The sequence below is a fragment of the Bradyrhizobium sp. LA6.8 genome (assembly GCF_040547935.1).
Taxonomy (GTDB): Bacteria; Pseudomonadota; Alphaproteobacteria; order Rhizobiales; family Xanthobacteraceae; genus Bradyrhizobium; species Bradyrhizobium barranii.
On the sequence record NZ_JBEPQQ010000003.1, the window covers coordinates 1045056 to 1069817 of the forward strand.

Sequence of the window (24762 nt, forward strand, 5' to 3'; positions counted from 1 at the left end):
TGGACCAAAGGAAGCGCCGGGTAATAATCGCAATTTCGTGGCTGCAAAGGCATCAAGCATTTTCAATTTGTGTCACCATACCCCCACCGACGCGAAACGACGTGAGGCTCCTATCCGGGCGATTGGTCGCAGGGGAAGCTTTCGATGCGAATGATTCTAGCTGTTGTCGCATTGTGCAGTGCAGTTGCGAGCGCGGCTCGCGCCGCCGAGCCATCGCCGGAGCTGATCGCCTATGGCAAGGCGCTGGTCGAGGCCGGCGACTGCGCGGGCTGCCACACCACCGATCCGGCAAAGCCATTCGCGGGCGGAAAGCGCATCGATACGCCCTTCGGCGCGATCTACGCGCCGAACCTGACGCCGGACCGCGACACCGGGATCGGCGCCTGGACCGACGCCGATTTCACCCGCGCGGTGCGCACCGGCGTCGCGCCCGACGGATCGAACTATTACCCGGCCTTCCCCTATCCCTATTTCACGAAGGTGACGAAGGACGACACGCTGGCGATCCGGGCCTATCTCGGAACGCTGGCGCCCGTGGCGAGCCGCAACAAGCCGCCAGGGCTGCGCTGGCCGTTCGGTTATCGCGGCCTGATGCGGGTCTGGAACGCCATGTATTTCAAGCCCGGCCTGTTCGAGCCGGACCAGAGCCAGAGCGCGGCGTGGAACAGAGGCGGCTATCTCGTCACCGGGCTCGGCCATTGCGGCGCCTGCCACACGCCGAAGAACTATTTCGGCGCGGACAAAACTGCGCAGGCGCTGTCGGGCAACGAGGTCGGCGGCTGGTACGCACCAAGGCTCGATGGCGCCGCGCGCACCGGGCTGAAGTCATGGAGCGTCGAAGACATCACCGAATATCTGCAAAGCGGGCGAAACGTCAAAAGCCATGCCGGCGGGCTGATGGCCGAGGTGGTCGTCGGCTCGACCTCGAAGATCAGCGATGCCGATGTGCGCGCCATCGCGGAATATCTGAAGAGTCTGCCGCCGTCGCGGCGCGAGACGATCGTGACGCCGCCCGACGAGGCCGAGATGAAGGCCGGCCAGGCCGTCTACGCAAAACTCTGCATCGCCTGCCATGAAGCCGACGGCTCCGGCGCGCCGCGCATCTATCCGCCGCTGCCCGGCAACGCGCTTCTGCAATCGGTCAATCCGTCCTCCAGCTTGCGCATCATCCTCGACGGCGCCCACACCGTGACGACGCCACGCGCGCCCAACGCCGGCGAGATGCCGGGCTATGCCAAGCAATTGTCCGACCAAGAGATCGCAGCAGTGACGAACTACATCCGCAATTCCTGGGGCAACGCCGCGCCGCTGGTGACCACGGCGCAGGTGGCGAAGGCGCGGAAGGAGCAGTAGTTCACGCTCCTCAGTATTCACCAGAGGTCGTCATGCCCGGGCTTGTCCCGGGCATCCACGTTCTTTCGTGCCGTGGCAAAGGTCGTGGATGGCCGGGACAGGCCCCGCCATGACGCCGTGGATGCGATAGCGCTCAAACTCTACGAAAGGCGAAGTAAGCCCTACCGCTCCTCACCTTCCGTGAACACGAATTTCGGCATCTCCCATTTGTAGCGCACCGCGAGCAGGCGGAAGCTGATGCCGAGGACAAACGTCAAAATGGTCCAGAGCTCGGCGTTGAGATTGAGGCCGAAGGCGGTGGCGTAGAACAGGCCGGTCGCCACCGAAACGGTCGCATAGAGCTCGGAGCGGAACAGCAGCGGCACGTCGTTGCAGAGCACGTCGCGCAGCACCCCGCCCGCGCAGCCGGTCACCATGCCGGAGACGATGACGATCGGCAGCGTGGCATTCGTCTGCCAGGCGATGTCGCAGCCGGCCATGGTAAAGACGACGAGGCCGATGGCATCGAGCACGATGAAGGCCACCTTCAGCCGGTGCACAAGCCGCGCGATCAGGATGGTGAGGAAGGCAGCGCCGCCAGCCAGCGCGAGGTAGATGGGATGAGCGACCCAGGCCAGCGGATAGTGCCCGAGGAAGAGATCGCGCAAGGTGCCGCCGCCGAGCGCGGTGATACAGCCGAGGAAGCAGACGCCGAGCCAGTCCATGCTCCGGCGGCCGGCCGCGAGCGCGGCGGTCATGCCTTGCGCTGCGACCGCGACCAGCGACAACAGATGCAGCACGCTATCGCTCGGCGGCACGCTCCACATCGCCTTGTTCCCTTCCCCATCGATGGAACCCACGCGACGGTTCCAAAATGAACAGGTTCCCGATTCCTCGCGCAAGGGCAACATGCGACGAAAGCACTAAGGAGGGCGGAACAGAATCTCGCATCTAGGGGTTGTCCAGCCGCAATAATCGAGGAGACAAAATCGATGGCTGACGACCGTTTTCCCAACGATCCGTATCGCCCGAATCTCGCCGATGATGAGTATGTCCGTGCGGCGCGACGGGATGCCGAGCTTCAGGTCGATCCCGAGCTTGGCGAAGGCCCCGCCTCCAGCGGCAAGGTAGCCTTGTTCGCAGTGGCGATCGCCTTGGTACTGGGTGCCGTGTTCTACGGACTGAACAACACGAGCACCGGCAACCAGGCCAGCAACACGCCGGCAACGCAGACCGCCCAGCAGGCTCCGCCTGCGAATCCGGCCGCGCCTCCCGGCATGCGCGATGTGACGCCGCGCAACAACACGGGACCCGGCGTGACCACGGGGGCTGCCCCGAGCAAGCCGGCGGCGCCTGATCCGGCCGCCCCGTCCGAGGGCGCGAAGTAACGACAACAGCTGTCGTCGCCCGGCTTGACCGGGCGACCCAGTATTCCACCAGCGGCAGCGATTGAATCGAGAAGTCGCGGCGTACCGGATGCCCCGCTTGCGCGGGGCATGACACCGAGAGGATGAGAGAGCGGGACCTCACATCCCGCCGCTTTTCGTTTAGCTGAACATCTTGTTGAGTTCGCCGCCGGAATAGCCGGTGCCGAGCTCGGTAAAGGTCCCCTTCTCCGCCATCTCCTTCGCGGCGCGCATGAAGCCGCCCCAGGCGGCGCGGGCGAGCGAGCCGCCGACGCTGATGCGGCGCACGCCGAGGTCGGCGGCCTCCTGCAAGGACAGGCCGGATGCGCCGATCAGCAGGTTGAACGGCTTTGGGGCGACGGCCTTCACCACCGCGGCGATGTCCTCGCGCGTCTTCAGGCCCGGCGCATAGAGACAGTCGGCGCCTGCGTCCGCATAGGCCGTGAGCCGGTCAATGACGAGCTTGAGGTCGGTCACGCCCCACAAATACGCCTCGCAGCGACCGACCAGCAGCGTGCCGCTGTCGCCGATCGCCGTGCGCGAGGCCTTGATGCGCTCGACCGCCAGTGCGCGCTCGTAGAGCGGCTTGTCCTTGTCGCCGGTGGAATCCTCGATCGAGAGGCCGGCGACGCCGGTGCGCACACCGCGCTCGACATTGTCCGCGACCTTGTCCGGCTCGACGGCAAAGCCGCCCTCGAAATCCGCATTCACGGGGATGTCGACGGCCGAGCACAATGCTGCCAGATGCTGACAGACGTCATCGACCGTGACGTGGTTGTCGGCCTTGCCGATGGTCCAGGCAAAGCCCGCGCTCGATGAGGCCAGTGCCTTGAACCCGAGATGCTGCAACGCCTTGGCGCTGCCGACGTCGACCGGATTGGGCAGGATGAAGCAGCCGCTCTCGTGCATCGTCTTGAACGTCGCGCGCTTGTCAGCGGTTGTCACATGCATGTTTCTCTCCCTTGTTGGCCGCGCAGAGATAAGGCTGCGCAAATGCAAACGCTAGTGCACATCGTGCACGGCGCGGCTGTCCTTCGGCGCCTGCTCGCGATCATTCATGCCGTAGTCGCGGATGACGCTGGCGATGCGCAGGTGATAATCGACAAAGATCTTCGCCCTGCCCTTCGCCTGCGTGCGCCGGTGCTCCATCGTATTGCGCCAGGCCTGGACTGCTGCCTCGTCCCGCCAGAACGACACCGACAGGACCTTGCCCTTCTCGGTCAGGCTTTCAAAGCGCTCGACCGAGATGAAGCCATCGATGGTTTGCAGGATCGGCTTCAGGTCGGCCGCGAGGTCGAAGTAGTCCTGGCGATGTTCCGGCTTGGGCCAGACTTCGAAAATCACGGCAATCATGGGCGTCTCCTTTGCGTTGGCGGTCTACAATACCACCTTGCGCAGGAAGGTGCGCTCTTCCGCGAGGATGAATTTGTTCTCCTCGGCGAAATGGAAATTGGCCATGCCGTCTGCGTCCTGCCGCAGGCGGGCGCGATAGGCCTCATAGGCGGCCAGACTCTCGAAGGTGATCAGCGCAAACGCGATGTTGTTGGTGCCCTCATGCGGCATGAAATAGCCGATCAGGTCGCCGCCGCATTTCGGGATGATGGTGAGCCAGCGCTTCGAATACTCCTCGAACTGCGCGCGCTTGAAGGGATCGAGCTGGTAGCGGATGAAGACGGTGACGGACATGGTGAGCTCCTTGATTTTTCATTGCGGCAAGCGCGAGCAACACCGTCGCCGCTGAAGCAACTGGATTGCTTCGCTTCGCTCGCAAATGACGTGTTCGCAGAAACAGACTACGTCCTTGCTCCACCGCAATGCTTCGGCTACCATCGAAGCATGAAATCAGGTCCTGACATCGCCATGATTGCTTCGCTGGTCGGCGACCCCGCTCGCGCCAACATGCTCACCGCGCTGATGAACGGCCGCGCGCTGACGGCGAGCGAGCTCGCGCAGGAGGCCGGCATCACGCCGCAGACCGCGAGCTCGCATCTGGCCAAGCTCGAGGCCGGCGGGCTGATCGAGCCGGAGAAGCAAGGCCGCCACCGCTACTACCGCCTCACCGACGATGACGTCGCCGGCGTGCTCGAAGGCCTTGCGGGACTTGCCGCGCGGACCGGCCACATGCGCGTGCGCACAGGGCCGAAGGATCCGGCGCTGCGGCGCGCGCGGATCTGCTACGACCACCTCGCCGGCGATCTCGGCGTGCAGATGCTCGACAGCCTGCGCACGCGAAACCTGGTCAGGCAGAAGAAGCAGGACATCGAGCTGACGGCCGAGGGCGAGCGCTTCCTCGCAAAGCATTTGCAGATCTCGCCCGACATGCTCACCCATCCGCGCCGTCCGGTGTGCAAGGCCTGCCTGGACTGGAGCGAGCGGCGCCATCATCTCGCCGGCACGCTGGGCGCCGCCATGATGCAGCGGTTCGCCGAGCTGAAATGGGCCGCGCGCGACGCCACGCCCGGCAGCCGCGTGGTGAACTTCACCCGCACCGGCGAGAAGCAGTTTGCGACGCTGTTCGGGACCGGGAAGGATTGATCACGCCAGGTGCGTGAGATCGCACGTTTGCGTGTGAACCACGGCTTCCGTCATGGCCGGGCTTGACCGGGCCATCCATCGCTTTAAGCGCAGTGTCGTTCCGGGGCGATGCGAAGCATCGAACCTGGAACCTTGAGATTCCGGGTCCGCGTCTTCGACGCGCCCCGGAATGACGGCTCCAATTACGAGATCTTCATGAACCGCATCCTCCCGGTCGCGCTTGCCGCAGCCCTCCTCGCTTCCCCGTTCACGTCCACCCACGCCGCCGACACCACCCCGCACGAGCCCTACGGCATCGCGCTCGAAGGCTTTGCCTATCCGTATCCCGTGCATCTGCTGCCTGTTGTCAATGACGGCGAGCAGCTCAGCATGGCCTATATGGACGTCGCGCCCGAGCGGCCGAACGGCCGCACCGTCGTGCTGCTGCACGGGCGCAATTTTCCGTCGAGCTACTGGGCGCCCGTCATCAAGATGCTCAGTGACGCCGGTTTTCGCGTGATCGTGCCGGACCAGATCGGCTTCGGCAAATCTTCGAAGCCGCAAGGCGAACTGCACTTCGACACGCTGGCGCGCAACACCATTGCGCTGCTCGATCATCTCAAGATCGACAAAGCTGAGGTCGTCGCGCATTCGCTCGGCGGCATGCTGGGCGTGCGCATCGCCCGCGCCTATCCGGACCGCGTCGCCCATCTCGTGCTGACCGCACCGATCGGGCTGGAAGACTACCGTCTCTATGTGCCGCCAACGCCGACCGAGAAGATCATCGAGAGCGAGGACAAGCTCACACCCGACGGCTATCGCAAGCAGCTCCAGACCAATTACGCGATCAAGCTGCCGCCCGACGCGATCACGCCGTTCGTCGATGCCCGCTTCAACATCAAGGGCAGCCCGGACTATCCGCGCTGGCTGCGCGCCTACGTCAGCTCCGGCCAGATGATCTATCGCGAGCCGGTCGCGCACGAGGTCGCGTTGATCACCGAGCCGACGCTGTTCATCATGGGCGCCAACGATCACAACGCGCCGGGCCGTCCGAACGCGCCGGAGGCATTGCGCGCGAAAATGGGCCAGAACGCGGAGCTCGCGAAAGCGCTTGCGGCCAAGATGCCGAACGCGCGGGCCGAAGTGATCCCGGACACCGGCCACCTCGTCTTCCTGGAGGCGCCGGAGAAGTACAAGGAATTGGTGCTGGGCTTTCTCGGCCGCTAGAGCGTTTTCGAGCGAAGTGGATACCGGTTCGCGTCAACAAAACGCATCAGAACAAAGAACCTGGAGCCCCGTTCCGATTCCATCGGGACGGCGCTCCAGCGCCATTGCTGTCGCCGGAAGCCGCATGCAGAGAATGTTCATGCCGCATTCAGGTCATGATTGGCAGGTTTGGATCGCGACGTGTCGGCACGTGCCCAAATTTAACGTGTCGAATCGTGTCTTTTGATTCATTGTGCGCCGCAAGCGCCCCAAAAACCTGCCCAAGGACAAGAGGAAGATCACATGAAATACCTGTTTGCCGCCGTCATGCTCGCCAGCGCGGTCGTCGGTTTCAGCGAAGCGGCCAGCGCCGCCGGTGGCTGCGGCCCCGGCTGGTACCGCGGCGCCTATGGCGGCTGCCGCCCGATGCGCGGTGCGGTCGTTGTGCGGCCCGGCCCGGTGCTGGTTGCCCCGCCGGTCGTCGTCGTGCCCCGCGCCCGCGTCTGCCCGTACGGCTTCCGTTGGTGGGGTGGCCGCTGCCGCCCGATCTGATCTGACCTTTTCGTATTGCGAGATGGCCGTGCGGCGAAAGCCTGCGCGGCCATTTTCGTTTTGAACGCCTGGCGTCGCATCCGCCAGCTCCGAATCAAAACGGAGACCGCAATCGCGATCCCCGTTCAAGGCCTCGCTTGTGCCGAGCTTACCAGTGGTGGCGGTGCCAGCGCCGGCGATGCCAACCCCAGTGGCGGCGGCGCCAGCCCCAATGGCGGTGGTGGCCATGCCAATGCACCTGCTCGGGCTTGAGCTGCGCGGTCTCCTCACTGGTGGTGACGGCGGGACGAGCGTCGGGATTGCCTTGCGGCGCGCGCGCGGGATCACCAAGCGGCTGCGGCGCCAACGGCGCAGCTTGTGCGGTCGCGGTCAACGTCGCGGCTCCAGCCGCGACGCCGAATGCAAGTTTCAAAAAGTTCCGACGCTCCATGACGTGTCCTCTAGGCTATCGAGCAAGTGATGCAGAGGGAGTGTCGCGGTCACGACATGAACGAAAGCTGAATCGCATCTTCAGGTTCATGACATGGGTGTCAGGGACAAGCGGGCTGCGGGACTCGGTGCGGACTACGCTCCGGCGTCCTGCTTCGCAAACTCCTGCGCCAGCACCAGCGTCTCGCGCGTGCGCTTCACGTCGGGCCAGTCGCGATTGAAATCGGCGACGAGCTGCTTCAACGCATCGCCCCTCAGCATCGCAGCCAGCTTGGCCTCGTCATCGAACTGATACATGGCCTGATGCAGCGAGGGATCGTCCAGGCTCCAGAACCGCCAGGCCTTAGCTACGCCGAACGCCTTCACCGCGTCGGGCACATGCGCGGTCTCGTACCATGTGTCGAAGGCGGCGCGCTTGCTGGCGTCGGTGACGGTCGCGCGAACGACGAAGTAGGCAGCAGACATGTGTTTCCTCCCGTTGTTTGGCCGCAGCATAGACGGTTATAGTCGCGGCAACAAAAAGCCCGCGCGACGGAACATTCGGATCGCGCCGATGGGGGAAGGAATGGCCATGCGCAGGATCATCACGGGCCTCGTTGCGATCACCTGCCTGTGGCCCACGGCCTCGCTCGCCGAAATCATCCGCTTCGACATCCTCGCGCGCGAGCCCGCCTTTGCAGGGCGCAGCTTTGGCGATGTCGGCACCTATGAGCGCATCACCGCGCGCGCGACCTTCGCGCTCAACCCGTCCGACGATCGCAACGCCGTCATCACCGACCTCGCGATCGCACCGCGTAGCTCCGACGGCAAGGTGGCAGCCACCGCCGACGTCGTGATCCTGCGGCCCACCGATCCCACCCATGGCAACGGCACGCTGCTGCTCGAGGTGCCTAATCGCGGCCGCAAGCTGGCGCCGCAATTGTTCGACGATTCCGCCCAGCCCGGCGCCAACAATGCCGACAAGGCCGAGGATGCCGGCATCGGCTTCCTGCACCGCCAGGGTTTTACGATGGTCTGGGTCGGCTGGCAGGGCGACATCCCCTCCAAGCCCGGCCAGATGGCGATGACGGCACCGGTGCTGAAGACCGTCACCGGGCCCGCGCGCGAAGAGGTGGTCTTCGACAACACGACCAATCCCGCGCGTGCGACGCTGACCTGGCCGGCGACTGACGCCGCCGACCTCAAGGTCTCCGTACGGGCCGCCTGGGCCGATGCGCGGCAGGCGCCTTCCGGCCTCCTCGCAAAGCTCGTCGATCCCGTGACGGTGGAGATCACCCGGCCCGACGGTTTTGATGCCGGCGCGCTCTACGAGATCACCTACACCGCGCGCGATCCTGTGCCGCTCGGCATGGGCTATGCCGCCGTGCGCGACGTCGTCAGCTTTCTCCGCCACGATGAGACGCAAGCGAACCCGCTGCTGAACGGCCTGCATCCCTCCGTCAGCCGCGCCATCGGCTTCGGCGTGTCGCAATCCGGCCGCTTTCTCCGCGACTTCCTCTATCTCGGCTTCAACGAGGATCTTCAGGGGCGCACCGTGTTCGACGGATTGATGCCGCATGTCGCGGGCACGCGGCGGATGGCGACCAACGTCCGCTTCGGCCAGCCCGGCCGCAACCCGCGCCATCCGCAGGATCCGGCGTGGCAGGCCGATCTCTTCCCCTTCACCTATGCGAGCCTGAGCGATCCCTATTCCGGCAAGACCGACGGCCTGCTCCGCCGCTGCGCGCTCTCGGCGACGTGCCCGAAGGTGATGCAGACCGACAGCGAGCACGAATGGTGGGCCTCGCACGCCTCGCTGCTGGTCACCGACCTCGCCGGCAACCATCTCGATCTGCCCGACAACGTCCGCGCCTACATGATCGCAGGCACGCCGCATTTCGCCGAAGCTTCCGACGTGATGCGCAAGGGCGTGCCGGCGATGTCGCTGCCGCAAAACCCGATGCATGCGGGCGGGCCGATGCGCGCGCTGCTCACCGACCTCAACGCCTGGATCAGCGACGGCATCAAACCGCCCGCAAGCCGCGTCCCCATGCGCGCCCACGGCACGCTGGTTCCGGCGCAAGGCGCGGTGCCGATGGATATCCCCGGCTTGCCCTATGCCGGCATCCATACGCTCGCCGCCTTCTCCGACCAGAGCGTGCTGCCGCCCAAGGAGATCGGCCGCTATCCCGTGTTCGTGCCGAAGGCGGACAATGACGGCACGGCCATCGCAGGTATCCGCCAGCTTGCGCTCGCGGTGCCGCGCGCGACCTACACCGCATGGAATCCGCGCGCGCAAGGATTTGGCCCGACGGCGCTCTATCCGCTGCAAGGCGCGGTGGTGCCGTTCGCGCCGACGGAAGCCGCGCGCAAGGAAGTGCATGATCCCAGACTGTCGATCGCGGAGCGCTATGCAGACGATGGAGCGTATGTGGCCGCGGTCCGGCGCGAGGCGGCGCGGCAGATGGCGGAGCGAATTCTGTTACCGGAGGATGCGGAGCGCGCGGTCGAGGCCGCGAAGCAAGGCAAGCTGGCGAAGCTCGGGCAGTGAGCGAAGCCCAGTGGCCCCGTAGGGGGGCAAAGCGGAGCGTGCCCACCACTTCTGTCGTCGGCCAAAAGATGGTGGGCACGGCGCAAGCGCGCCTTTGCCCACCCTACGGTCGCTGCCCGCGGAGAAAAAAAGTTTCACGCTGTCGGAACGCCCGTCCTTCATCCGTCCTATGCCCAGACAGCACGGAGACACCGCATGGCCAACCTCACGCTCACCACCTTCGACTGGGTTCCCGAGATGCCGCGCGGCTTCGTGCGCGACCTTCGCGTGCGCTGGGCGCTGGAAGAAGCCGCGTTGCCCTACCACGTCGCGAGCGTGCCGTTCGGCCCGCGGGATGCCGCACATTTCGCGCACCAGCCCTTCGGCCAGGTGCCGTGGCTGACCGACGGCGACCTCTCGATCTTCGAGAGCGGCGCAATCCTGCTGCATCTCGGTGAGCTCAGCGACAGGCTGATGCCCACCGATCCGCGCGGTCGCAGCGAGGCAAAGGAGTGGGTGTTCGCCGCGCTCAATTCGGTGGAGATGCCGGCCCTGCCCTGGACGATGTTCAAGTTCACCGGCAGTGACGATGGCTCGCCTGCCGTGAAATTCGTCGACGACTTCCTCAAGCTACGCCTCAAGCACATGGAGACCGTGCTGGCCGGCCGTGAATGGCTGGCGAGCTCCTTCTCCGTCGCCGACATCCTGATGTCGGACGTGCTGCGCGTCGTCGATCGCTTCGATGGGCTGACAGAGCATCCGGCGTGCCGCGACTACGTCGCGCGCGCCACGGGCCGTCCGGCGTTCGCAAAAGCACACGCCGATCAGATGACGCATTTCGCTGCGGCGGATGCCAAACGCAGGGCGGATTAGCGCAAGCGTAATCCGCCAGCGCATGTTTCAACAAGGATGGTGGGTTACGCCGCGCGAACTGCGCTTCGCGCAGTCGCGGGGCTAGCCCACCCTACGAACTTCGCCTCACACCAACTTCAGCGGCGTGTCCTCAACCACGCGAAGATCGATCCTGCCGATCAGTTGCGCGCGAAGCGCCTCCGCAGCACCGATGGCGCTCTCGGTTTGCTGCAACGTGCTGATGTTCGAACCGAGCGACACGATCCCGCCCAGCACCAGGGCGATCGATCCGAGCGCCGCGGTCAGACCTGTCCCAAACAAGCCGAGGATCGTGATCAACAATAGCGCCGCACCACCGCCGATGGCGATCTTCGACGCCAGGATGTACTTCCGGCACCGCTCGGCGATCTCGGCCAGCCGCTCGATCCGATCCTCGATGTCGGAGATTTCGTCGGTCGGATCGTCTTCGGTCATTTGGATCGAGATGCCAAATCAGAAGAAACCAGTCGTCCGCATGAGCGCAGCGACATGCGGGACTAAGGCAAGACCCGGATTTCGCTACGCTCCATCCGGGCTACGAGGCCTCACAACGGCAAATTGTCGTGCTTCTTCGCCGGCGTTTCCACCTTCTTGTCCTTCAGCATCGCCAGCGCACGCGCGATCCGCTTGCGCGTCGAGTGCGGCATGATGACGTCGTCGATGTAGCCACGCTCGGCGGCGATGAAGGGGGACAGGAAGCGGTCTTCGTATTCCTTGGTGCGCGCGGCGATCTTGTCGGGGTCGCCGATGTCGGCGCGGAAGATGATCTCGACCGCGCCCTTGGCGCCCATCACGGCGATCTGGGCGGTCGGCCAGGCGTAGTTCATGTCGGCGCCGATCTCCTTGGAGGCCATGACGTCGAAGGCGCCGCCATAGGCCTTGCGGGTGATGATGGTGACCAGCGGCACCGTGCACTGCGAATAGGCGAACAGCAGCTTCGCGCCGTGCTTGATCAGGCCGCCATATTCCTGCGCGGTGCCCGGCAGGAAGCCCGGCACGTCGACGAAGGTGACGATCGGGATGTTGAAGGCATCGCAAAAACGGACGAAGCGCGCGGCCTTGCGCGACGCGTCGGAGTCGAGCACGCCGGCCAGCACCATCGGCTGGTTGGCGACGAAGCCGACGGTGCGGCCGGCGATACGGCCGAAGCCGGTGACGATGTTCTTGGCGAAGGCATCCGCAACCTCGAAGAAATCGCCCTCGTCCACGACCTTCAGGATCAGCTCCTTCATGTCGTAGGGCTTGTTCGGATTGTCGGGGATCAGCGTGTCCAAGGACATGTCGACCCGGCCGATATCGTCAAAGCTCGGCCATTCCGGCACGCCGTCGGTGTTGTTGGACGGCAGGAAGTCGATCAGGCGACGCATCTGCAAGAGCGTCTCGACGTCGTTCTCGAAGGCACCGTCCGCGATCGAGGAGCGCGTGGCATGCACCGAGGCGCCGCCGAGTTCTTCGGCCGTGACGACCTCGTTGGTGACGGTCTTCACCACGTCGGGGCCGGTGACGAACATGTAGCTGGTGTTCTTCACCATGAAGATGAAGTCGGTCATCGCCGGCGAATAGACGTCGCCGCCGGCGCAAGGGCCCATGATGACCGAGATCTGCGGGATCACGCCCGAGGCGAGCACGTTGCGGCGGAACACATAGGAATAGCCGGCGAGCGCCGCGACACCTTCCTGGATGCGGGCGCCGCCCGCGTCATAGAGGCCGATGATGGGCGCCCTCGCCTTCATCGCCATGTCCTGAAGTTTCGTGATCTTCAGCGCATGGGTCTCCGACAGCGAGCCGCCGAACACCGTAAAGTCCTTGGCAAACACAAACGTCTTGCGGCCGTTGACGGTGCCCCAGCCGGTGACGACGCCGTCGCCGGGGATCTTGTTCTTCTCCATGCCGAACTCGGTGGAGCGGTGCTCGACGAACATGTCGAACTCCTCGAACGATCCCTTGTCGAGCAGGAGCTCGATGCGCTCGCGCGCGGTCAGCTTGCCGCGGGCGTGCTGCGCTTCGATGCGCTTCTCCCCGCCGCCGAGCTTTGCGCCGGCGCGACGATCTTCAAGGGCGTCCAGGATATTCTTCATTTGCTCCCGCCAGTTCTTAGCCTAAATGCGATTGCCGGGGGTTCTAACACGGCATTTTGCGGGCCGGGAAGCCGCTTTCGGCGCCGCAGGGCTGCCTTGCCGCAGCGGGAAAGCGCAAGGAATTACAAAGTTTTGCCTGGGAGACGACGATGAATGAAGCAACGGCCGAGACCGGCGCGGCGACCGGCGGCGTCAATATCCTGCTGCGGCTGGAAGGCCTGACCCTGTTCACGGGCATGGTGATGCTCTACGCCTCCTGGGGCGGCTCGTGGCTGGTGTTCGCCCTGCTCTTCTTCGTCCCCGATCTGAGCTTCCTGGCGTACCTCGCCGACGCCAGATTCGGGGCGCTGGTCTACAATGCCGCCCACAGCTACATGGCGCCGGTGGCGCTGCTGACGCTGGGCTTCGGCTTCGCCTCGCCGCTCACGCTGTCCATCGCCATGATCTGGCTCGCCCATATCGGCATCGACCGGGCGCTCGGCTACGGCCTGAAATATTCGGCCGGGTTCGGCTTCACCCATCTCGGGCGGATCGGCCGCCAGAAAGACGCCTGAGGGGATTGCCGTCGTTTTGTCGGCCCTCACCGGTTGACCGGGCCGGCCGATTCAGGCTTGCTCCCTTCACGATCAGGCGCCGAATGTTGCGTGAGCTCAGTCGGTACGGCGGCGGTCACCACGTCTGGCTGCAAGCATCACCCATGTCCGCCACGGTCGTCCCCCTGCCGCCGAACAGCCCGTCCGAAACCACCGACTTCCTGCGGCGGATGGCCAGCATGGTGTCGGGGCGCAACGGCGAGATGCTGCTGCGCGCGGCCGCGCTGATCGAATCACTCAAGCAACGGGCGATGTCGGCCGAACGGCTGTTTCACGAGCAACAGGAAGAGAACAAGCGCCTTGTAGACCTGCGCGAGGCGACCGCGCTCGCCTCAAGCGCCATGGTCAGCCAGATCGCGGCGCTGGGGACTCAGCTCGCCGAGGTAACCGCGGCCGCGGCGGCCGAGCGCGCGGCGTTCGACGCCGAGCGTGGCAAGCTGCTCGGCCTGATGCAGGATGCGGAAAGCCATATCGGCAAGCTCACCACCGAGCTCGACGGCTTGCGCGCCTCCGTCGACAGCTTCAACGACACCGCGGTCTCGGTGCCGCTCGAGGTGCTGCGTCTGGCACGGATGCAGTTCGATGTCCTCTCCGCCGGCTTTGCCCGCAAGGGCGACGTGATCTCGGAAGCGATGAGCGAGATCGGCGGCTTTGCGATCGACCAGGCGCTGATGGCGAAGAAGGCGGATAAGGCCTGAGGTCGTCGCGCATCAAATTGACAGCGCGCAGGTCCATTGTTCTACTCCATAAAAATCATAGGGGGAGGATCACGATGCCGACCGCATTCCGCGTCGCTATGGCGCTCTGCATTTCAACACTGCTCGCCGGCATTGGCGCCAACGCGCAATCCCTGCCGAAGGAAGTCGCCACCCGCGCAGAGATCTATCCGATCCCCTCGCTCACCCTCTCCGACCAGCAATTCCTCAGCGGCGATGCGGCGGCCGGCAAGCCGGTGACGGTCGCTGGCGAATTCCGCGTCGCCCAGGGCACCGGCAAGCTTCCCGTCGTGGTGCTGATGCACGGCTCGAGCGGCGTCGGCGCCACGACCGAGGCCTGGGTGCACGCTTTCAACGCCATGGGCATCTCGACCTTCGTGATCGACGGTTTTACCGGCCGCGGGCTGACGGTGGTGGGGCCGAACCAGGCCCTGCTTGGCCGGCTCAACCTGATCGTCGACATCTACCGCTCACTGGAGATTCTTGCGAAGCATCCCCGCGTCGATCCTGACCGCATCGTGCTGATGGGCTTCTCGCGCGGAGGACAGGCGACGCTCTATGCGAGCCTCGAGCGCTTCAACAAGCTCTGGAACAAGTCCGGCGTGCAGTTCGCGGCTTACATTCCCTTCTATCCGGATTGCTCGACGACGTATCAAAGCGACGGCGACGTCGCCGCACGCCCGATCCGCATCTTCCATGGCACGCCCGACGACTACAATCCCGTGACGAGCTGCAAGGCGTTCGTCGGACGGCTCAAGACGGCCGGGCGCGATGTGGTGCTGACCGAATACCCCGACAGCGCGCACGGCTTCGATAGTGGCCTGCTCGGCGTCAGCGCCGTTGCGGTGTCGGCCAACGCGCAGACCGTGCGCAATTGCCATATCAAGGAAGGCGACGGCGGCGTGCTGATGAACGGCGATACCAACGCGCCGTTCACCTATAGGGATGCCTGCGTCGAGCTGAACCCGCATGTCGGCGGCAACCCCACGACCGCCGCGGAGTCGCGCAAGGCGGTGGAGGAATTTTTGCAAGCGCTGTTCAAGTTGGGGTGAGAAGCAGGCGGGCCTTCATGGTTCGAGACGCCCGCTTTCGCGGGCTCCTCACCATGAGGGTCTGATATCTCGCCACGATACAGGTCCTCATCCTGAGGAGCCCGCGCAGCGGGCGTCTCGAAGGATGGCCGCAACAAAAACCGCTACGGCTCGCCCGGCTTGAACGGCTCCTGCTTGTCCGGCGGCACCGTCTCTTCCGCCATGGCGAGCAGCATCGCGACCATCACGTAATTGCCGGCAACGGCGGTGAGATCGACGATCTGCTGATCGTTGAATACCTTCTTCGCCCGCGCGTAGGTCTCGTCGGAAACCTTCTTAGTCGTGGTGATCTCGGTGACGAAGTCGTAGACCACGGCCTCGTCTTCGGCCATTTTCGACGGCCGCTTGTTGGCCTTCAGCTCCGCGATGATATCAGGCGACAGGCCCGCCTTGGCTGCCAGCGGCGCGTGCGCGAACCATTCCACCTGCGAGCGCCACTGCCGCCCGATGATCAGGATCGCGAACTCATTCAGCTTGGTCGGGACCGAGGTTTCCCAGCGCAGATAGTAGAACAGGTCGAACAGTCGCTGGCCGAGCACCGGGCTGCGGATCATCGGATTGTAGGGCCCGCCGATGCCGACGCTCGACACCTTCACGATCTGCTCGCCGAGCGGCTTCTGCTTGGCGTCGAGCTGGTCCATGGTGAGCTGCGGAAAGCGCGGCTCCTTGCTGGTGGCGGGTGCGGCAAACATCGTGGCTGCGAGCCAGCCGCCGGCGGCGGCCAACGTGAGCGACGACAGCCAGAGTGGCGTTGAATTCATTTTTATCCTCCCGACCTTTTCTTTTGTTTGGTCGGAAGGATGCTAGCAGGTTCGTACGCGCCAGCTAGATCGCGCCGATCTCGGCAAGGCAGGCTTGCGTCAACGGCATGCGCTCGCCGACGAGACGCGGCTCCTTGCAGTCCATGTTGAGCGCGAACACGGTGTGCGCCTCGCCCTTCTCGGCCCAGCCGACCATCCAGCCAAGCGACGGCTCGCCGCGCTCGGCGCCGAGCAAGCCGGATTTGGCGCGGATGACGCTGTCGCCGACCTTGGTCACCGGCAGGATGTCGGCGACGAGGTCCTGGCTGCGCTTGCTGATCGGCAGCGCGCGGCGGCGCAGCCGGTCGACGAAATCGATCTGCTCGACCGGATCGATGCGCAAATTGCCGGTGAGCCAGAACTGGTCGATGCCGCCGCCGATATCGCGATTGCCGTAGTCGAACAGATCGACATACTTTTGCATCCGCTCTTGCCCGATCCGGCGCGCGATCTCCTGATAGACCGGCACGGCGCTGACCGCGATGGCGCTGCGCATCGTGTGGTCCATGTTCCAGGCCTCGATCGGCCGCTTCACGCCGTCCCAGGGGAACACGTCCTTGTCGGGATCGGTGACCACGCCGGTCTCCAGCGCAATCAGCGAGTTCGGGATCTTGAAGGTCGAGGCCGGCAGCTTCGCTTCGCCGGAACGTTCCTTGTCGCTCGCGACGATCAGATAGTCCTCGACCTTGTAGCCGACGAAGGTGCCTGATGTACCGAGGTCGGTGAAGCGCTTTGCCAGGCTGTCGCGGATCTCGTTGCGCGGCGGCGCGACGTGGCCGAACGCGCGCTGCGGCATGGTGGCGGCTGCGGCGAGAAGGCCGAGCGTGGAGCGGCGGGTCAGCAAGAGCGGTATCCGTTGAGCAATGAAGATGGCCGCGACCATGCAGCCGCTATCGTGGTGAAACGATGACAGGTTATTTCCTGAGCATGATCTTGTCGGAAAACCGCTGCACGCTTTTCCGGATCATGCTCTACCGCCCCCGGCCCGACAGCCTCAGCACGAACACCAGCACTTCGGCGACGGCCTTGTAGAGGTCGGGCGGGATCTCCTCGCCGAGCTCGACCTTGGACAGCGCGCCGGCCAAGATCTCGTTCTCTTCGATCGGAATGTCGTTGGCTTTGGCGATCTCGACGATCTTTTCGCCGATCGTACCCTTGCCCTTGGCGACGACGACAGGCGCGTTGCTGCCCTTCTCGTAATGCAGCGCAATGGCGAGCCTGGATGGATCGCTCATGTGGCGCGATCCAGGAAGTGGCCGGCGCGGGCCGGTGCCGGCTGCGGCGGTGTGCCGTCGCGCACCAGGATGTCGCCGGGCTTGAGCTCGGCGCGCGTCAGGGCCTGGTTGAGCTCGCCGATGCCGGCGCGGAGCTGCTCCGCGGTCGCCGGCCGCTCCGCCCACATCCGCACAAAGGTCTTGTCGCCGTTGAGCGTGATCAGGGCATGCACGGGGCCGGCCGGCTCGACATTGAGCGTGAAGCGCGCGCGCCAGGCGCGCTTGGCGGGATCAGAGGACTCATTGCCGCCATCGCGCGAGATCTCGAACTGCGCCATCGCGGTGCCCTGCGGGGTCGCAAAGGGAATCTCGAAATTCCATTGCGGCACGGTCGGGTCGATGCGGTGACCGCTGGCGTCGGCGCGATCAGGCAGCGAAGCGACCTGGAGCAGCGTTTGACGCGCGATCGCGGCATCGGTGTCGTCGAGCAGGCGGTGCACCGTTGCGGAGAGCGGCGTATCCGGCACGAGCGATGGCAAGGCGATCGCCTGCGGCGCCGGCAGCGCGCCACGGAACGGCGGCGGTGTCGCGCGGGCCGCGGCCTCGAAGAGATGGCCGTCGGGCACGGCCTTGTTGGAGCCCGGCACGTTGCCGATCAGGCGCGGCAGGTTTTGCGTGACCTCTTGAAGGAGGGCCGCGGCAAGGCCGGCGGACATGGTTCGCGGCATCGCGGCCTGCGGAGCGCCGCCGGCAATGTCGGCGAGCACAGCGGCCGCGAGATTGGCGCTGCGCGGCATCTGCGGCTGTTGGGCCATATCGAGCTCGGTCGACGGCAATGCAGCCTGACCCGGCACGGCGTCGACCTGCGGTTTCCCCGCCGTAGCGATCGCGGCGCCTTGCGCCTGTAGAGTTGCGGTCTCGAGCGTGGCCAATGTCTGGCGCAGCACCAGCAGCGCGGCCTTCAGGTCCGGCATCGCGCCGGAGGACGGCGTCGTACCTGCGGCGAGCGAGGCCTCGAGAAACAGGCCGGACTTCTGGAAGGCGGATTCGATATCGCCGCCGTCGAGAGCCGTGTTGAGCGGCGTCTGCTGCGCCAGCACGTCCAGCACCGCCTGTTTCAGTCCCGCCGGCAGATCGCTGCCGGTGACGACGGAGGCGAGATTGGCGAACAGCGGCGCCTGGCTGCCCTGTTTTGTCACCGCCTCGGCCGAAGCCACGGTGACGGCGACCTGCTCCAACGGCGTCAGCGTGTTGCGTGCGGTCGTCGCAGATGGCGCAAGCGGCGGGCTGTCCACGAGCGAAGCCGCCCGCGGCGTCAGCGTGATCTGATCGGCCGTCGCCTCGCCTGCCCCGTTCATGATGGCGAGCCTGATGGTGCCGTCGTTCTGCGACACTGCGAGCTGGAGATTTTGCCCCGGTGTCAATGACACCTCGGACATCACATCCATCGACAGATTGGCGATCGCGATCCGCACCAGATTGTTGGCCATCACGCTGACGACCCTTGCGTCCACGACGCTGCCGGCCTGGAGCACGAGATCGGGCGTCGCCGCATCAGCCACAGGGCTGGCGGCACTGATGGGAACGATCGAGCTTATCGGCGTCGGCATTTCAGGGGCCCAGGGAACGCTGGCCCCACCCTAAGGCCGCCCTCGTAAACCTCTCGTTAAGGACCTTTGTTCGCTTGCGGCTTCACGGCCGCCAGCACTGCCACGGCGGCCTCAAAATCCTTCAGGCGGGCGGCGCGGCGGGCAGCCGCCTCCTCGTCCACGCCCCATTTCTCGGCGTTCCAGTCCTCGTCGACATGGGCGGCGGCCCAGACCTGGCTGGCATCGCGCACGCCATGGGCGAGCGCCAGCGCCAGCAGCGCCGAACCGGTCAGGGTCGTGACCACGTGGAGCGCCGCGATCGACCAGGGATCACCGGGGAGCGCGGCGCGGGCGGCCTGAACCGCCTCCGCCGGCTGCTTCACATGCATGATGCCTTCGGACAGGATGAAATGCGCGCCCAGCGTCTCCGCGGCCCAGAACAGCACGGGGTCCCAATGCGTGGCCTCGCGGGCGACCAGCCCTTCGGGGTGGCCGGCGCGATAGAACAGCAGGTCGGTCTCGAAGTATTTTGCAAGGTCCTCGCTGACGAGCTCGACGCGATCGATGACACCCTCGACGACGCTGTTGGCGATCCGCGTCAGCGGCATGGTCACTGGATTAATCGTCTCGCCCTGGGCCGCCCATTCCGCGGCCACAGCATCGGCCAGCGCGCGCGACGGGATCACCACCTGCCGGGCCGATGGCGTCCGGATCGGCCTGCCGTCCAGCGTGATGGCGAGGCCGCCCTCGGCCTCGGCCACGCCCGCCTCCTTGTAGAAGCGCTTGCGCTGCGGCGTACGCGCGGCCTGACGCACCGCCTCCTGCGGATCGAGCGGGGATCGCCCCGCAACCTCATCGAACAATTCGCGCATCTCGTTTCGGCCCCGGTCTCTGGATGCTAGGCTTGTAAGCCAAGACCGGCGGCTGATAAAGCGAGCGGCAAGACATGAGGGAACTTGCGGGCATTGCGGCCCTTCTCGCCGGGCTCTGGCTGGCCGCGGCGGACGCCGGTTTCCGCACCCCGGAATCGCTGGTCCGCAATGTCTACGCGCATTACGGCGAAGGCGCGCCGGAACTGTCAAATGGCCTGCCGCGCGATGCCGCCTCTGCCCGGCAATTCTTCGACCCCAGCCTGCGCAAGGCCTGGAGCGCGCCGAGGGTCGAGCCCTACGACTTCCTGGTGCAGAGCCCGAGCTGGAAGCTCGGCCCGGTAGCGATCGCGGTCGTTCGCAGGCAATACGACAAGACCTATGTCGCGGCGAATTTCGACAATCGCGGGCGGAAGGTCACGCTGAACTTCGTCCTGGTCAACGGCCCCGAAGGCTGGCTGATCACGGATGTCGAGAGCCCGCATGACAGTCTGCGGATGTTTCTGGAGCAGTTTCGGAAGTGAGGGGGTTGTTCGACTCACAGCTGTCATGCCCCGCGAAGGCGGGGCATCCAGTACGCCGCGGCCTATCGATTCAACCGCAACCGTCTCGGAGTACTGGATCGCCCGCCCCAGTGCGCAATTGCGCACAAGGCGGGCGATGACACCGGAGAATGTGGCTTACTCGGTCGCGCAACTGCCGCAGCCGGCACGTCCAATCCCTACTCTTCCGGCGCGTTCTCGATCGGATCAAACCGGCTCGCATCGAGCCCGAGCAGATTCCACGACTGCTGCATGTGCGGCGGCAATGGCGCGGTGGCGTCGATCACGCCGCCGCGGGGATGCGGAATGACGATGCGGCGCGCAAGCAGATGCAACCGGTTTTGCAGGCCGCCCGGCAGCTGCCAGTTCTCGATGTTGAAATATTTGGGATCGCCGACGATGGGGTGGCCGATATGCTCCATGTGGGCGCGCAGCTGATGGGTGCGGCCGGTCACGGGCTTGAGCGACACCCAGGTCAGCTTGTTGCCGGCGGTCTCGACCACCGCATAATACGTCACCGCGTGGCTCGCACCTTCGTCGCCATGCTGGGCGATGCGCATGATGGTGTCGTCCTCGCTCTCTTCCTTCGCGAGGAAGGTCGAGATGCGGCCCTGCTTCGGCTTCGGCAGACCTGGCACCAGCGCCCAATAGGTTTTTCGCGCGGACCGCGAGCGGAAGGCGCCGGTCAGATGCGAGGCGGCAAATCGCGTCTTGGCGATCAGCAGGCAGCCCGAGGTCTCCCGGTCGATGCGGTGCACGAGGCGCGGCTTCTGGCCCTTGGAATCGCGCATCACCTCCAGCATCTGGTCGATGTGCCGTGTCATGCCCGAGCCACCCTGTACGGCGAGGCCGAGAGGCTTGTTCAGGACGAGGACGTCGTCGTCCTCGTAGATCGTCATCTCCTTCAGCGCGGCAAGCGTTTTTTGCGCAGCTTCCGACAGTGGGCTGGCCGCCTTCGGCGTGTCGAGCTTCAGCGGCGGAATGCGGACGCTCTGGCCCTCCTCCAGGCGGTCCTTGCTGTCGACGCGCTTGCCGTCGACCCGCAACTCGCCTTTGCGGACGACGCGCTGGATGTGGGAGAACGACAGGCCCGGAAAGCGCGCTTCGAGGAAACGGTCGACGCGCATGTTGTTCTCGTCAGCCGTCACCTTGACGGTCTGCACCTTGGTCGGCAGCAGCGCCTCGACGGGCTTTGCCGGCGCAGCCACTTCGGGCGCAGCCTTGGGCGGCCGCCGCTCAGCACGCTCCGCCGCAAAGCGCGGCGGCTTCGCACCCGGCTTGCCACCCAGCCGTGGTCCCGCCTTCTTCGCAGTGCGCGCCTTGAATGGACGCGAATCGTCGCGCTCGTCACGCGAGCGGGGCTTTGGGTTCATTCTCTTGATGCGGCGGCTCATGGTTGCCTGCGTACCCTAAAAGCCGGCTCCCGTCACGGCGAAATGGCCGCTTCTAGCGCGAGCCACCCCGCTCCTTCCGCAGCTTGGCCCAGTAATCCAGCCGCTTGCGGATCTCGCGCTCAAAACCGCGCTCGGGCGGGTCGTAGAAGGTCTGGCGGCCCAGGGCTTCCGGAAAGTAGTCCTGGCCGGAGAAGGCGTCGGGGGCGTCGTGGTCGTATTCGTAGGCCGCGCCGTAGCCCTCCGACTTCATCAGCTTGGTCGGGGAATTGAGGATGTGCTTTGGCGGCAGCAGCGAGCCAGCCTGTTTTGCGACCTGCATCGCGGCCTTGAAAGCCGTGTAGACGGCGTTCGATTTCGGCGCGGTGGCGAGGTAGACGACGGCCTGTGCGATCGCGAGCTCGCCCTCGGGATGGCCGAGGAAGTCGAAGGCGTCCTTGGCCGCGTTGGCAATGACGAGCGCCTGCGGATCGGCAAGGCCGATGTCCTCGACCGCCATGCGCACGACGCGGCGGGCCAGAAACAGCGGGTCCTCGCCGGCATCGAGCATGCGCGCGAGGTAGTACAGCGCGGCGTCGGGATCGGAGCCCCGCACCGACTTATGCAGCGCCGAGATCAGGTTGTAGTGACCGTCGGCCGACTTGTCGTAGATCGGCGCGCGGCGCTGCAGGATCTCCTGCAACTGCGCCGCGTTGAAAATCTCGTCCGCCCGCGCCGAACGCCAGACCTCCTCGACAAGCGTCAGCGAGGCCCGGCCGTCGCCGTCGGCCATGCGCACCAGCACGGCGCGCGCCTCGTCATCGAGCGGCAGCTTGCGGCCCTCGACCTCTTCGGCATGCGCGAACAGTTTTTCGATCGCGGCGGCATCGAGCGAGCGAAACACCAGCACGCGCGCACGAGAGAGCAACGCCGCGTTGAGCTCGAAGGACGGGTTTTCGGTGGTCGCACCGACCATCACGACGGTGCCGTCTTCCATGACGGGCAGAAACGAATCCTGCTGGGCGCGATTGAAGCGATGCACCTCGTCGACGAACAGCAGCGTGCCCTTGCCCATCTCGCGGCGGGCGCGCGCGGCATCGAACGCCTTCTTCAGATCGGCGACGCCGGAGAACACCGCGGAGATCTGCTCGAAATGCAGGTCGGTCGCATCGGCCAGCAGCCGCGCCACCGTGGTCTTGCCGGTGCCGGGCGGGCCCCAGAACACCAGCGATCCGAGCGTGCGCGTCTCCAGCATGCGCGTCAGCGCACCATCGGGACCGAGGATATGGTCCTGGCCTACGACCTCCGACAGCGCGCGCGGGCGCAGCCGGTCCGGCAGCGGATGCGGAGCCTCGTGGTCGAGCCCCGCCGCGGCAAAGAGAGTTGGCGTCTCCTGTGGTCGCTTCGAGCTCATCCGCCCAGCGTGACGTTGATCTGCTGGCCACCGCGCACCAGCGTGATGCGCCAGATCCGCGGCCGTTCGCCCGCCGCCTTTTCGAGGTCGCCGGTCTTGCTGATCTTCTGGTTGTTGACGGCGAGGATGATGTCGCCCTTCTGGAAGCCGACACTCGCAGCCGCGCTGTCGCCGCCGAGATCGGTGATCACGACGCCTTCGGTGTCGGCGTCCAGATGCAGCTCGTCGGCAACCGCCGGCGTGATGGACGAGACCTTCGCGCCCTGGAACGGCGAGCGCGCGGTGACGACGAGTTCGTTGCGGCCGGAGTCGGGTGCGGTCTCGAGCGCGATCGTGACCTTGAGTGGCTTACCGCCGCGCTGCACGTCGATCTGCGCCGTGCCGCCGAGCGGACGCGTGGCGAAACGGTAATCGAAGGCGTTGGGATCATCCACGGTCTGGCCGTCGATCCCGGTGATGAGATCGGAGGATTTCAGGCCGGCCTTGGCCGCGGGGCCGCTCGAGACCACGCTTGCGACCAGCGCGCCGGTCGGCGAACGCAGGCCGAGGCTCTCGGCGATCTCGGGCGTCACCGCCTGCAATTTTGCCCCTAACCACGGACGCTTCACCGCCTTGCCGCCGCTCTTGGCGGAGGCGACGACGACGCGCACCATGTTGGCGGGAATCGCAAAGCCGATGCCTTGCGAGCCGCCGGAGCGCGAATAGATCGCGGTGTTGATGCCGGCGAGCTTTCCGCTCATGTCGACCAGCGCGCCGCCGGAATTGCCGGGATTGATGGCCGCATCGGTCTGGATGAAGAACTGGTAGTCGGTGATGCCGACCTGGGTGCGCGCGAGCGCCGAGATGATGCCGTGGGTCACGGTCTGGCCGACGCCGAAGGGATTGCCGATCGCGAGCACGACATCGCCAACCAGCAGTTCGTCGGAATTGGTGAAGTCCAGGGTCGGAAACTTCTCCTTGGTGTCCTTCAGGCGCAGCACGGCAAGATCGGTGCGCGGATCCTTCAGCAGGATCTCGGCCTCGAATTCCCGCTTGTCCGACAGCGATACTTTCACCTGGTCCGCGCCCTCGATCACGTGGACGTTGGTGACGACGAGGCCGGAGGCATCGACGATGACACCGGAGCCGAGCGAGCGCTGCATCTGCTCGGGCTGCTGGCCCGGCACGCCGAAGAAGCGGCGGAAGATCGGGTCGTCCAGCAGCGGATTGCGGTTCTGCACCACCTTGGCGGCGTAGACGTTGACGACGGCCGGCTGCACCCGCTGCACGATCGGCGCATAGGACAGCCGCAGCTCGGCGGGCGAGGACGGGACACGACGGTCCTGTGCGGCGGCCGGATTGAGGTGGGCTGAAAACGCTATGCACAATGCCGTGATGACGGCGGTCCGGGTCGATCGAAACATTCCTACCTCTCGGAAAAGACGCCGGAATATAGGCGCGTTCGCCCGCCAATAGAAGGGCGCCAGGCGGCATTATTCAGCCGCCTTTCCGGTGTGTCCGCCTTGCAAGTCCCGCATGCGAAATGACAATTTACCTGGGCGGTGGATTGGCATGATGCGCGTCATCCACCATTGTGGTGTCGAGCGGATTCGGTTGCGGCGAATTGGCATCAGTGGGAACCGCGCAACCGGGCGCAGCGTCGCGGGG

General features: G+C 65.5%; 27 protein-coding genes. 11 read left to right on the forward strand and 16 right to left on the reverse strand.

All coding sequences use genetic code 11. The features are described 5' to 3' along the window. The first annotated feature begins 144 nt into the window (after positions 1 to 144). Positions 145 to 1353, forward strand: a complete 1209-nt coding sequence (locus tag ABIA90_RS18805; RefSeq protein WP_354117818.1) for a c-type cytochrome — start codon at positions 145 to 147, stop codon at positions 1351 to 1353. A gap of 161 nt (positions 1354 to 1514) precedes the next feature. On the opposite strand, the gene ABIA90_RS18810 is transcribed toward ABIA90_RS18805, so the two are convergent. Then, the gene (locus ABIA90_RS18810; protein WP_071917394.1) at positions 1515 to 2159 is read right to left on the reverse strand and encodes a trimeric intracellular cation channel family protein; all 645 of its coding nucleotides are present in this window, start codon (positions 2157 to 2159) and stop codon (positions 1515 to 1517) included. 165 nt (positions 2160 to 2324) lie between these two features. On the opposite strand from ABIA90_RS18810, the gene ABIA90_RS18815 reads away from it, so the two are divergent. Then, positions 2325 to 2720 (forward strand): hypothetical protein, encoded by a 396-nt coding sequence (locus ABIA90_RS18815; RefSeq protein WP_063982629.1) that lies wholly within the window; start codon positions 2325 to 2327, stop codon positions 2718 to 2720. A gap of 159 nt (positions 2721 to 2879) precedes the next feature. On the opposite strand, the gene ABIA90_RS18820 is transcribed toward ABIA90_RS18815, so the two are convergent. Genes ABIA90_RS18820 through ABIA90_RS18830 form a run of 3 tightly spaced genes read right to left on the reverse strand, consistent with a single transcriptional unit; the run spans position 2880 to position 4424 of the window. Next, positions 2880 to 3689, reverse strand: a complete 810-nt coding sequence (locus tag ABIA90_RS18820; protein ID WP_354117817.1) for an isocitrate lyase/PEP mutase family protein — start codon at positions 3687 to 3689, stop codon at positions 2880 to 2882. A gap of 51 nt (positions 3690 to 3740) precedes the next feature. Further along, positions 3741 to 4091 carry an antibiotic biosynthesis monooxygenase family protein gene (locus ABIA90_RS18825; protein WP_354117816.1) on the reverse strand — a complete coding sequence of 117 codons (351 nt, stop codon included), beginning with the start codon at positions 4089 to 4091 and terminating at the stop codon, positions 3741 to 3743. Between the two features lie 24 nt (positions 4092 to 4115). Beyond that, a complete protein-coding gene (locus ABIA90_RS18830; protein WP_028151164.1) occupies positions 4116 to 4424 on the reverse strand; it encodes an NIPSNAP family protein in 309 nt (102 codons plus the stop codon). 150 nt (positions 4425 to 4574) lie between these two features. On the opposite strand from ABIA90_RS18830, the gene ABIA90_RS18835 reads away from it, so the two are divergent. The 3 genes from ABIA90_RS18835 to ABIA90_RS18845 all read left to right on the forward strand — a co-directional run bounded on the left by ABIA90_RS18835 (position 4575) and on the right by ABIA90_RS18845 (position 7010). Next, positions 4575 to 5273 (forward strand): winged helix-turn-helix domain-containing protein, encoded by a 699-nt coding sequence (locus ABIA90_RS18835; RefSeq protein ID WP_028154913.1) that lies wholly within the window; start codon positions 4575 to 4577, stop codon positions 5271 to 5273. A 195-nt stretch (positions 5274 to 5468) separates the two neighbouring features. After that, entirely contained in the window at positions 5469 to 6479 is a 1011-nt protein-coding gene (locus ABIA90_RS18840) for an alpha/beta fold hydrolase (RefSeq protein ID WP_354117815.1), read from the forward strand. Between the two features lie 282 nt (positions 6480 to 6761). Continuing rightward, positions 6762 to 7010: a GCG_CRPN prefix-to-repeats domain-containing protein gene (locus tag ABIA90_RS18845; protein WP_354117814.1), complete on the forward strand. Its 249-nt coding sequence runs from the start codon at positions 6762 to 6764 to the stop codon at positions 7008 to 7010. A 148-nt stretch (positions 7011 to 7158) separates the two neighbouring features. On the opposite strand, the gene ABIA90_RS18850 is transcribed toward ABIA90_RS18845, so the two are convergent. Together ABIA90_RS18850 and ABIA90_RS18855 are read right to left on the reverse strand one after the other, a co-directional pair. After that, on the reverse strand, positions 7159 to 7440 hold the full coding sequence (locus tag ABIA90_RS18850; protein WP_028154910.1) for a hypothetical protein: 282 nt from the start codon (positions 7438 to 7440) through the stop codon (positions 7159 to 7161). Positions 7441 to 7574: 134 nt separating this feature from the next. Then, positions 7575 to 7904, reverse strand: a complete 330-nt coding sequence (locus ABIA90_RS18855) for a hypothetical protein (RefSeq protein WP_354117813.1) — start codon at positions 7902 to 7904, stop codon at positions 7575 to 7577. A 106-nt stretch (positions 7905 to 8010) separates the two neighbouring features. Between ABIA90_RS18855 and ABIA90_RS18860 the strand changes: the two genes are divergently transcribed. Together ABIA90_RS18860 and ABIA90_RS18865 are read left to right on the forward strand one after the other, a co-directional pair. Continuing rightward, entirely contained in the window at positions 8011 to 9969 is a 1959-nt protein-coding gene (locus ABIA90_RS18860) for an alpha/beta hydrolase domain-containing protein (protein ID WP_354122463.1), read from the forward strand. A 195-nt stretch (positions 9970 to 10164) separates the two neighbouring features. Next, positions 10165 to 10821 carry a glutathione S-transferase family protein gene (locus ABIA90_RS18865; protein WP_354117811.1) on the forward strand — a complete coding sequence of 219 codons (657 nt, stop codon included), beginning with the start codon at positions 10165 to 10167 and terminating at the stop codon, positions 10819 to 10821. A 105-nt stretch (positions 10822 to 10926) separates the two neighbouring features. Here ABIA90_RS18865 and ABIA90_RS18870 read toward each other — a convergent pair whose 3' ends face one another. Both ABIA90_RS18870 and ABIA90_RS18875 read right to left on the reverse strand, forming a co-directional pair. Continuing rightward, positions 10927 to 11274, reverse strand: a complete 348-nt coding sequence (locus tag ABIA90_RS18870) for a hypothetical protein (RefSeq protein ID WP_354117810.1) — start codon at positions 11272 to 11274, stop codon at positions 10927 to 10929. 110 nt (positions 11275 to 11384) lie between these two features. Continuing rightward, complete coding sequence (locus tag ABIA90_RS18875) at positions 11385 to 12917, reverse strand: acyl-CoA carboxylase subunit beta (RefSeq protein ID WP_166097198.1); 1533 nt, start codon at positions 12915 to 12917, stop codon at positions 11385 to 11387. 149 nt (positions 12918 to 13066) lie between these two features. On the opposite strand from ABIA90_RS18875, the gene ABIA90_RS18880 reads away from it, so the two are divergent. The 3 genes from ABIA90_RS18880 to ABIA90_RS18890 all read left to right on the forward strand — a co-directional run bounded on the left by ABIA90_RS18880 (position 13067) and on the right by ABIA90_RS18890 (position 15278). Next, a complete protein-coding gene (locus ABIA90_RS18880; RefSeq protein ID WP_354117809.1) occupies positions 13067 to 13471 on the forward strand; it encodes a DUF4260 domain-containing protein in 405 nt (134 codons plus the stop codon). 143 nt (positions 13472 to 13614) lie between these two features. Then, entirely contained in the window at positions 13615 to 14208 is a 594-nt protein-coding gene (locus ABIA90_RS18885) for a hypothetical protein (protein WP_354117808.1), read from the forward strand. Between the two features lie 74 nt (positions 14209 to 14282). Continuing rightward, entirely contained in the window at positions 14283 to 15278 is a 996-nt protein-coding gene (locus tag ABIA90_RS18890) for a dienelactone hydrolase family protein (RefSeq protein ID WP_354117807.1), read from the forward strand. A gap of 143 nt (positions 15279 to 15421) precedes the next feature. Here ABIA90_RS18890 and ABIA90_RS18895 read toward each other — a convergent pair whose 3' ends face one another. The 5 genes from ABIA90_RS18895 to ABIA90_RS18915 all read right to left on the reverse strand — a co-directional run bounded on the left by ABIA90_RS18895 (position 15422) and on the right by ABIA90_RS18915 (position 19792). Continuing rightward, positions 15422 to 16078, reverse strand: a complete 657-nt coding sequence (locus tag ABIA90_RS18895; protein ID WP_354117806.1) for a carboxymuconolactone decarboxylase family protein — start codon at positions 16076 to 16078, stop codon at positions 15422 to 15424. Positions 16079 to 16142: 64 nt separating this feature from the next. Further along, positions 16143 to 17000 (reverse strand): penicillin-binding transpeptidase domain-containing protein, encoded by an 858-nt coding sequence (locus ABIA90_RS18900; protein ID WP_502916624.1) that lies wholly within the window; start codon positions 16998 to 17000, stop codon positions 16143 to 16145. 88 nt (positions 17001 to 17088) lie between these two features. Further along, positions 17089 to 17352 carry an EscU/YscU/HrcU family type III secretion system export apparatus switch protein gene (locus ABIA90_RS18905; protein WP_354117805.1) on the reverse strand — a complete coding sequence of 88 codons (264 nt, stop codon included), beginning with the start codon at positions 17350 to 17352 and terminating at the stop codon, positions 17089 to 17091. Then, positions 17349 to 18941, reverse strand: a complete 1593-nt coding sequence (gene fliK, locus ABIA90_RS18910) for a flagellar hook-length control protein FliK (protein WP_354117804.1) — start codon at positions 18939 to 18941, stop codon at positions 17349 to 17351. The genes ABIA90_RS18905 and fliK overlap by 4 nt, the downstream gene beginning before the upstream one ends. A gap of 56 nt (positions 18942 to 18997) precedes the next feature. Then, the gene (locus ABIA90_RS18915; protein ID WP_354117803.1) at positions 18998 to 19792 is read right to left on the reverse strand and encodes an ATP12 family chaperone protein; all 795 of its coding nucleotides are present in this window, start codon (positions 19790 to 19792) and stop codon (positions 18998 to 19000) included. A 74-nt stretch (positions 19793 to 19866) separates the two neighbouring features. Here ABIA90_RS18915 and ABIA90_RS18920 point away from each other — a divergent pair, with 74 nt between their 5' ends. Then, positions 19867 to 20313 carry a hypothetical protein gene (locus ABIA90_RS18920; protein WP_354117802.1) on the forward strand — a complete coding sequence of 149 codons (447 nt, stop codon included), beginning with the start codon at positions 19867 to 19869 and terminating at the stop codon, positions 20311 to 20313. A gap of 197 nt (positions 20314 to 20510) precedes the next feature. On the opposite strand, the gene ABIA90_RS18925 is transcribed toward ABIA90_RS18920, so the two are convergent. From ABIA90_RS18925 to ABIA90_RS18935, 3 genes are read right to left on the reverse strand one after another with little or no spacing between them, the layout of a single operon-like run. Next, positions 20511 to 21725 carry an RluA family pseudouridine synthase gene (locus tag ABIA90_RS18925; protein WP_208087421.1) on the reverse strand — a complete coding sequence of 405 codons (1215 nt, stop codon included), beginning with the start codon at positions 21723 to 21725 and terminating at the stop codon, positions 20511 to 20513. Between the two features lie 52 nt (positions 21726 to 21777). Then, positions 21778 to 23115, reverse strand: a complete 1338-nt coding sequence (locus ABIA90_RS18930; RefSeq protein ID WP_354117801.1) for a replication-associated recombination protein A — start codon at positions 23113 to 23115, stop codon at positions 21778 to 21780. Beyond that, on the reverse strand, positions 23112 to 24518 hold the full coding sequence (locus tag ABIA90_RS18935; protein WP_354117800.1) for a DegQ family serine endoprotease: 1407 nt from the start codon (positions 24516 to 24518) through the stop codon (positions 23112 to 23114). The genes ABIA90_RS18930 and ABIA90_RS18935 overlap by 4 nt, the downstream gene beginning before the upstream one ends. Between the last annotated feature and the right edge of the window lie 244 nt (positions 24519 to 24762).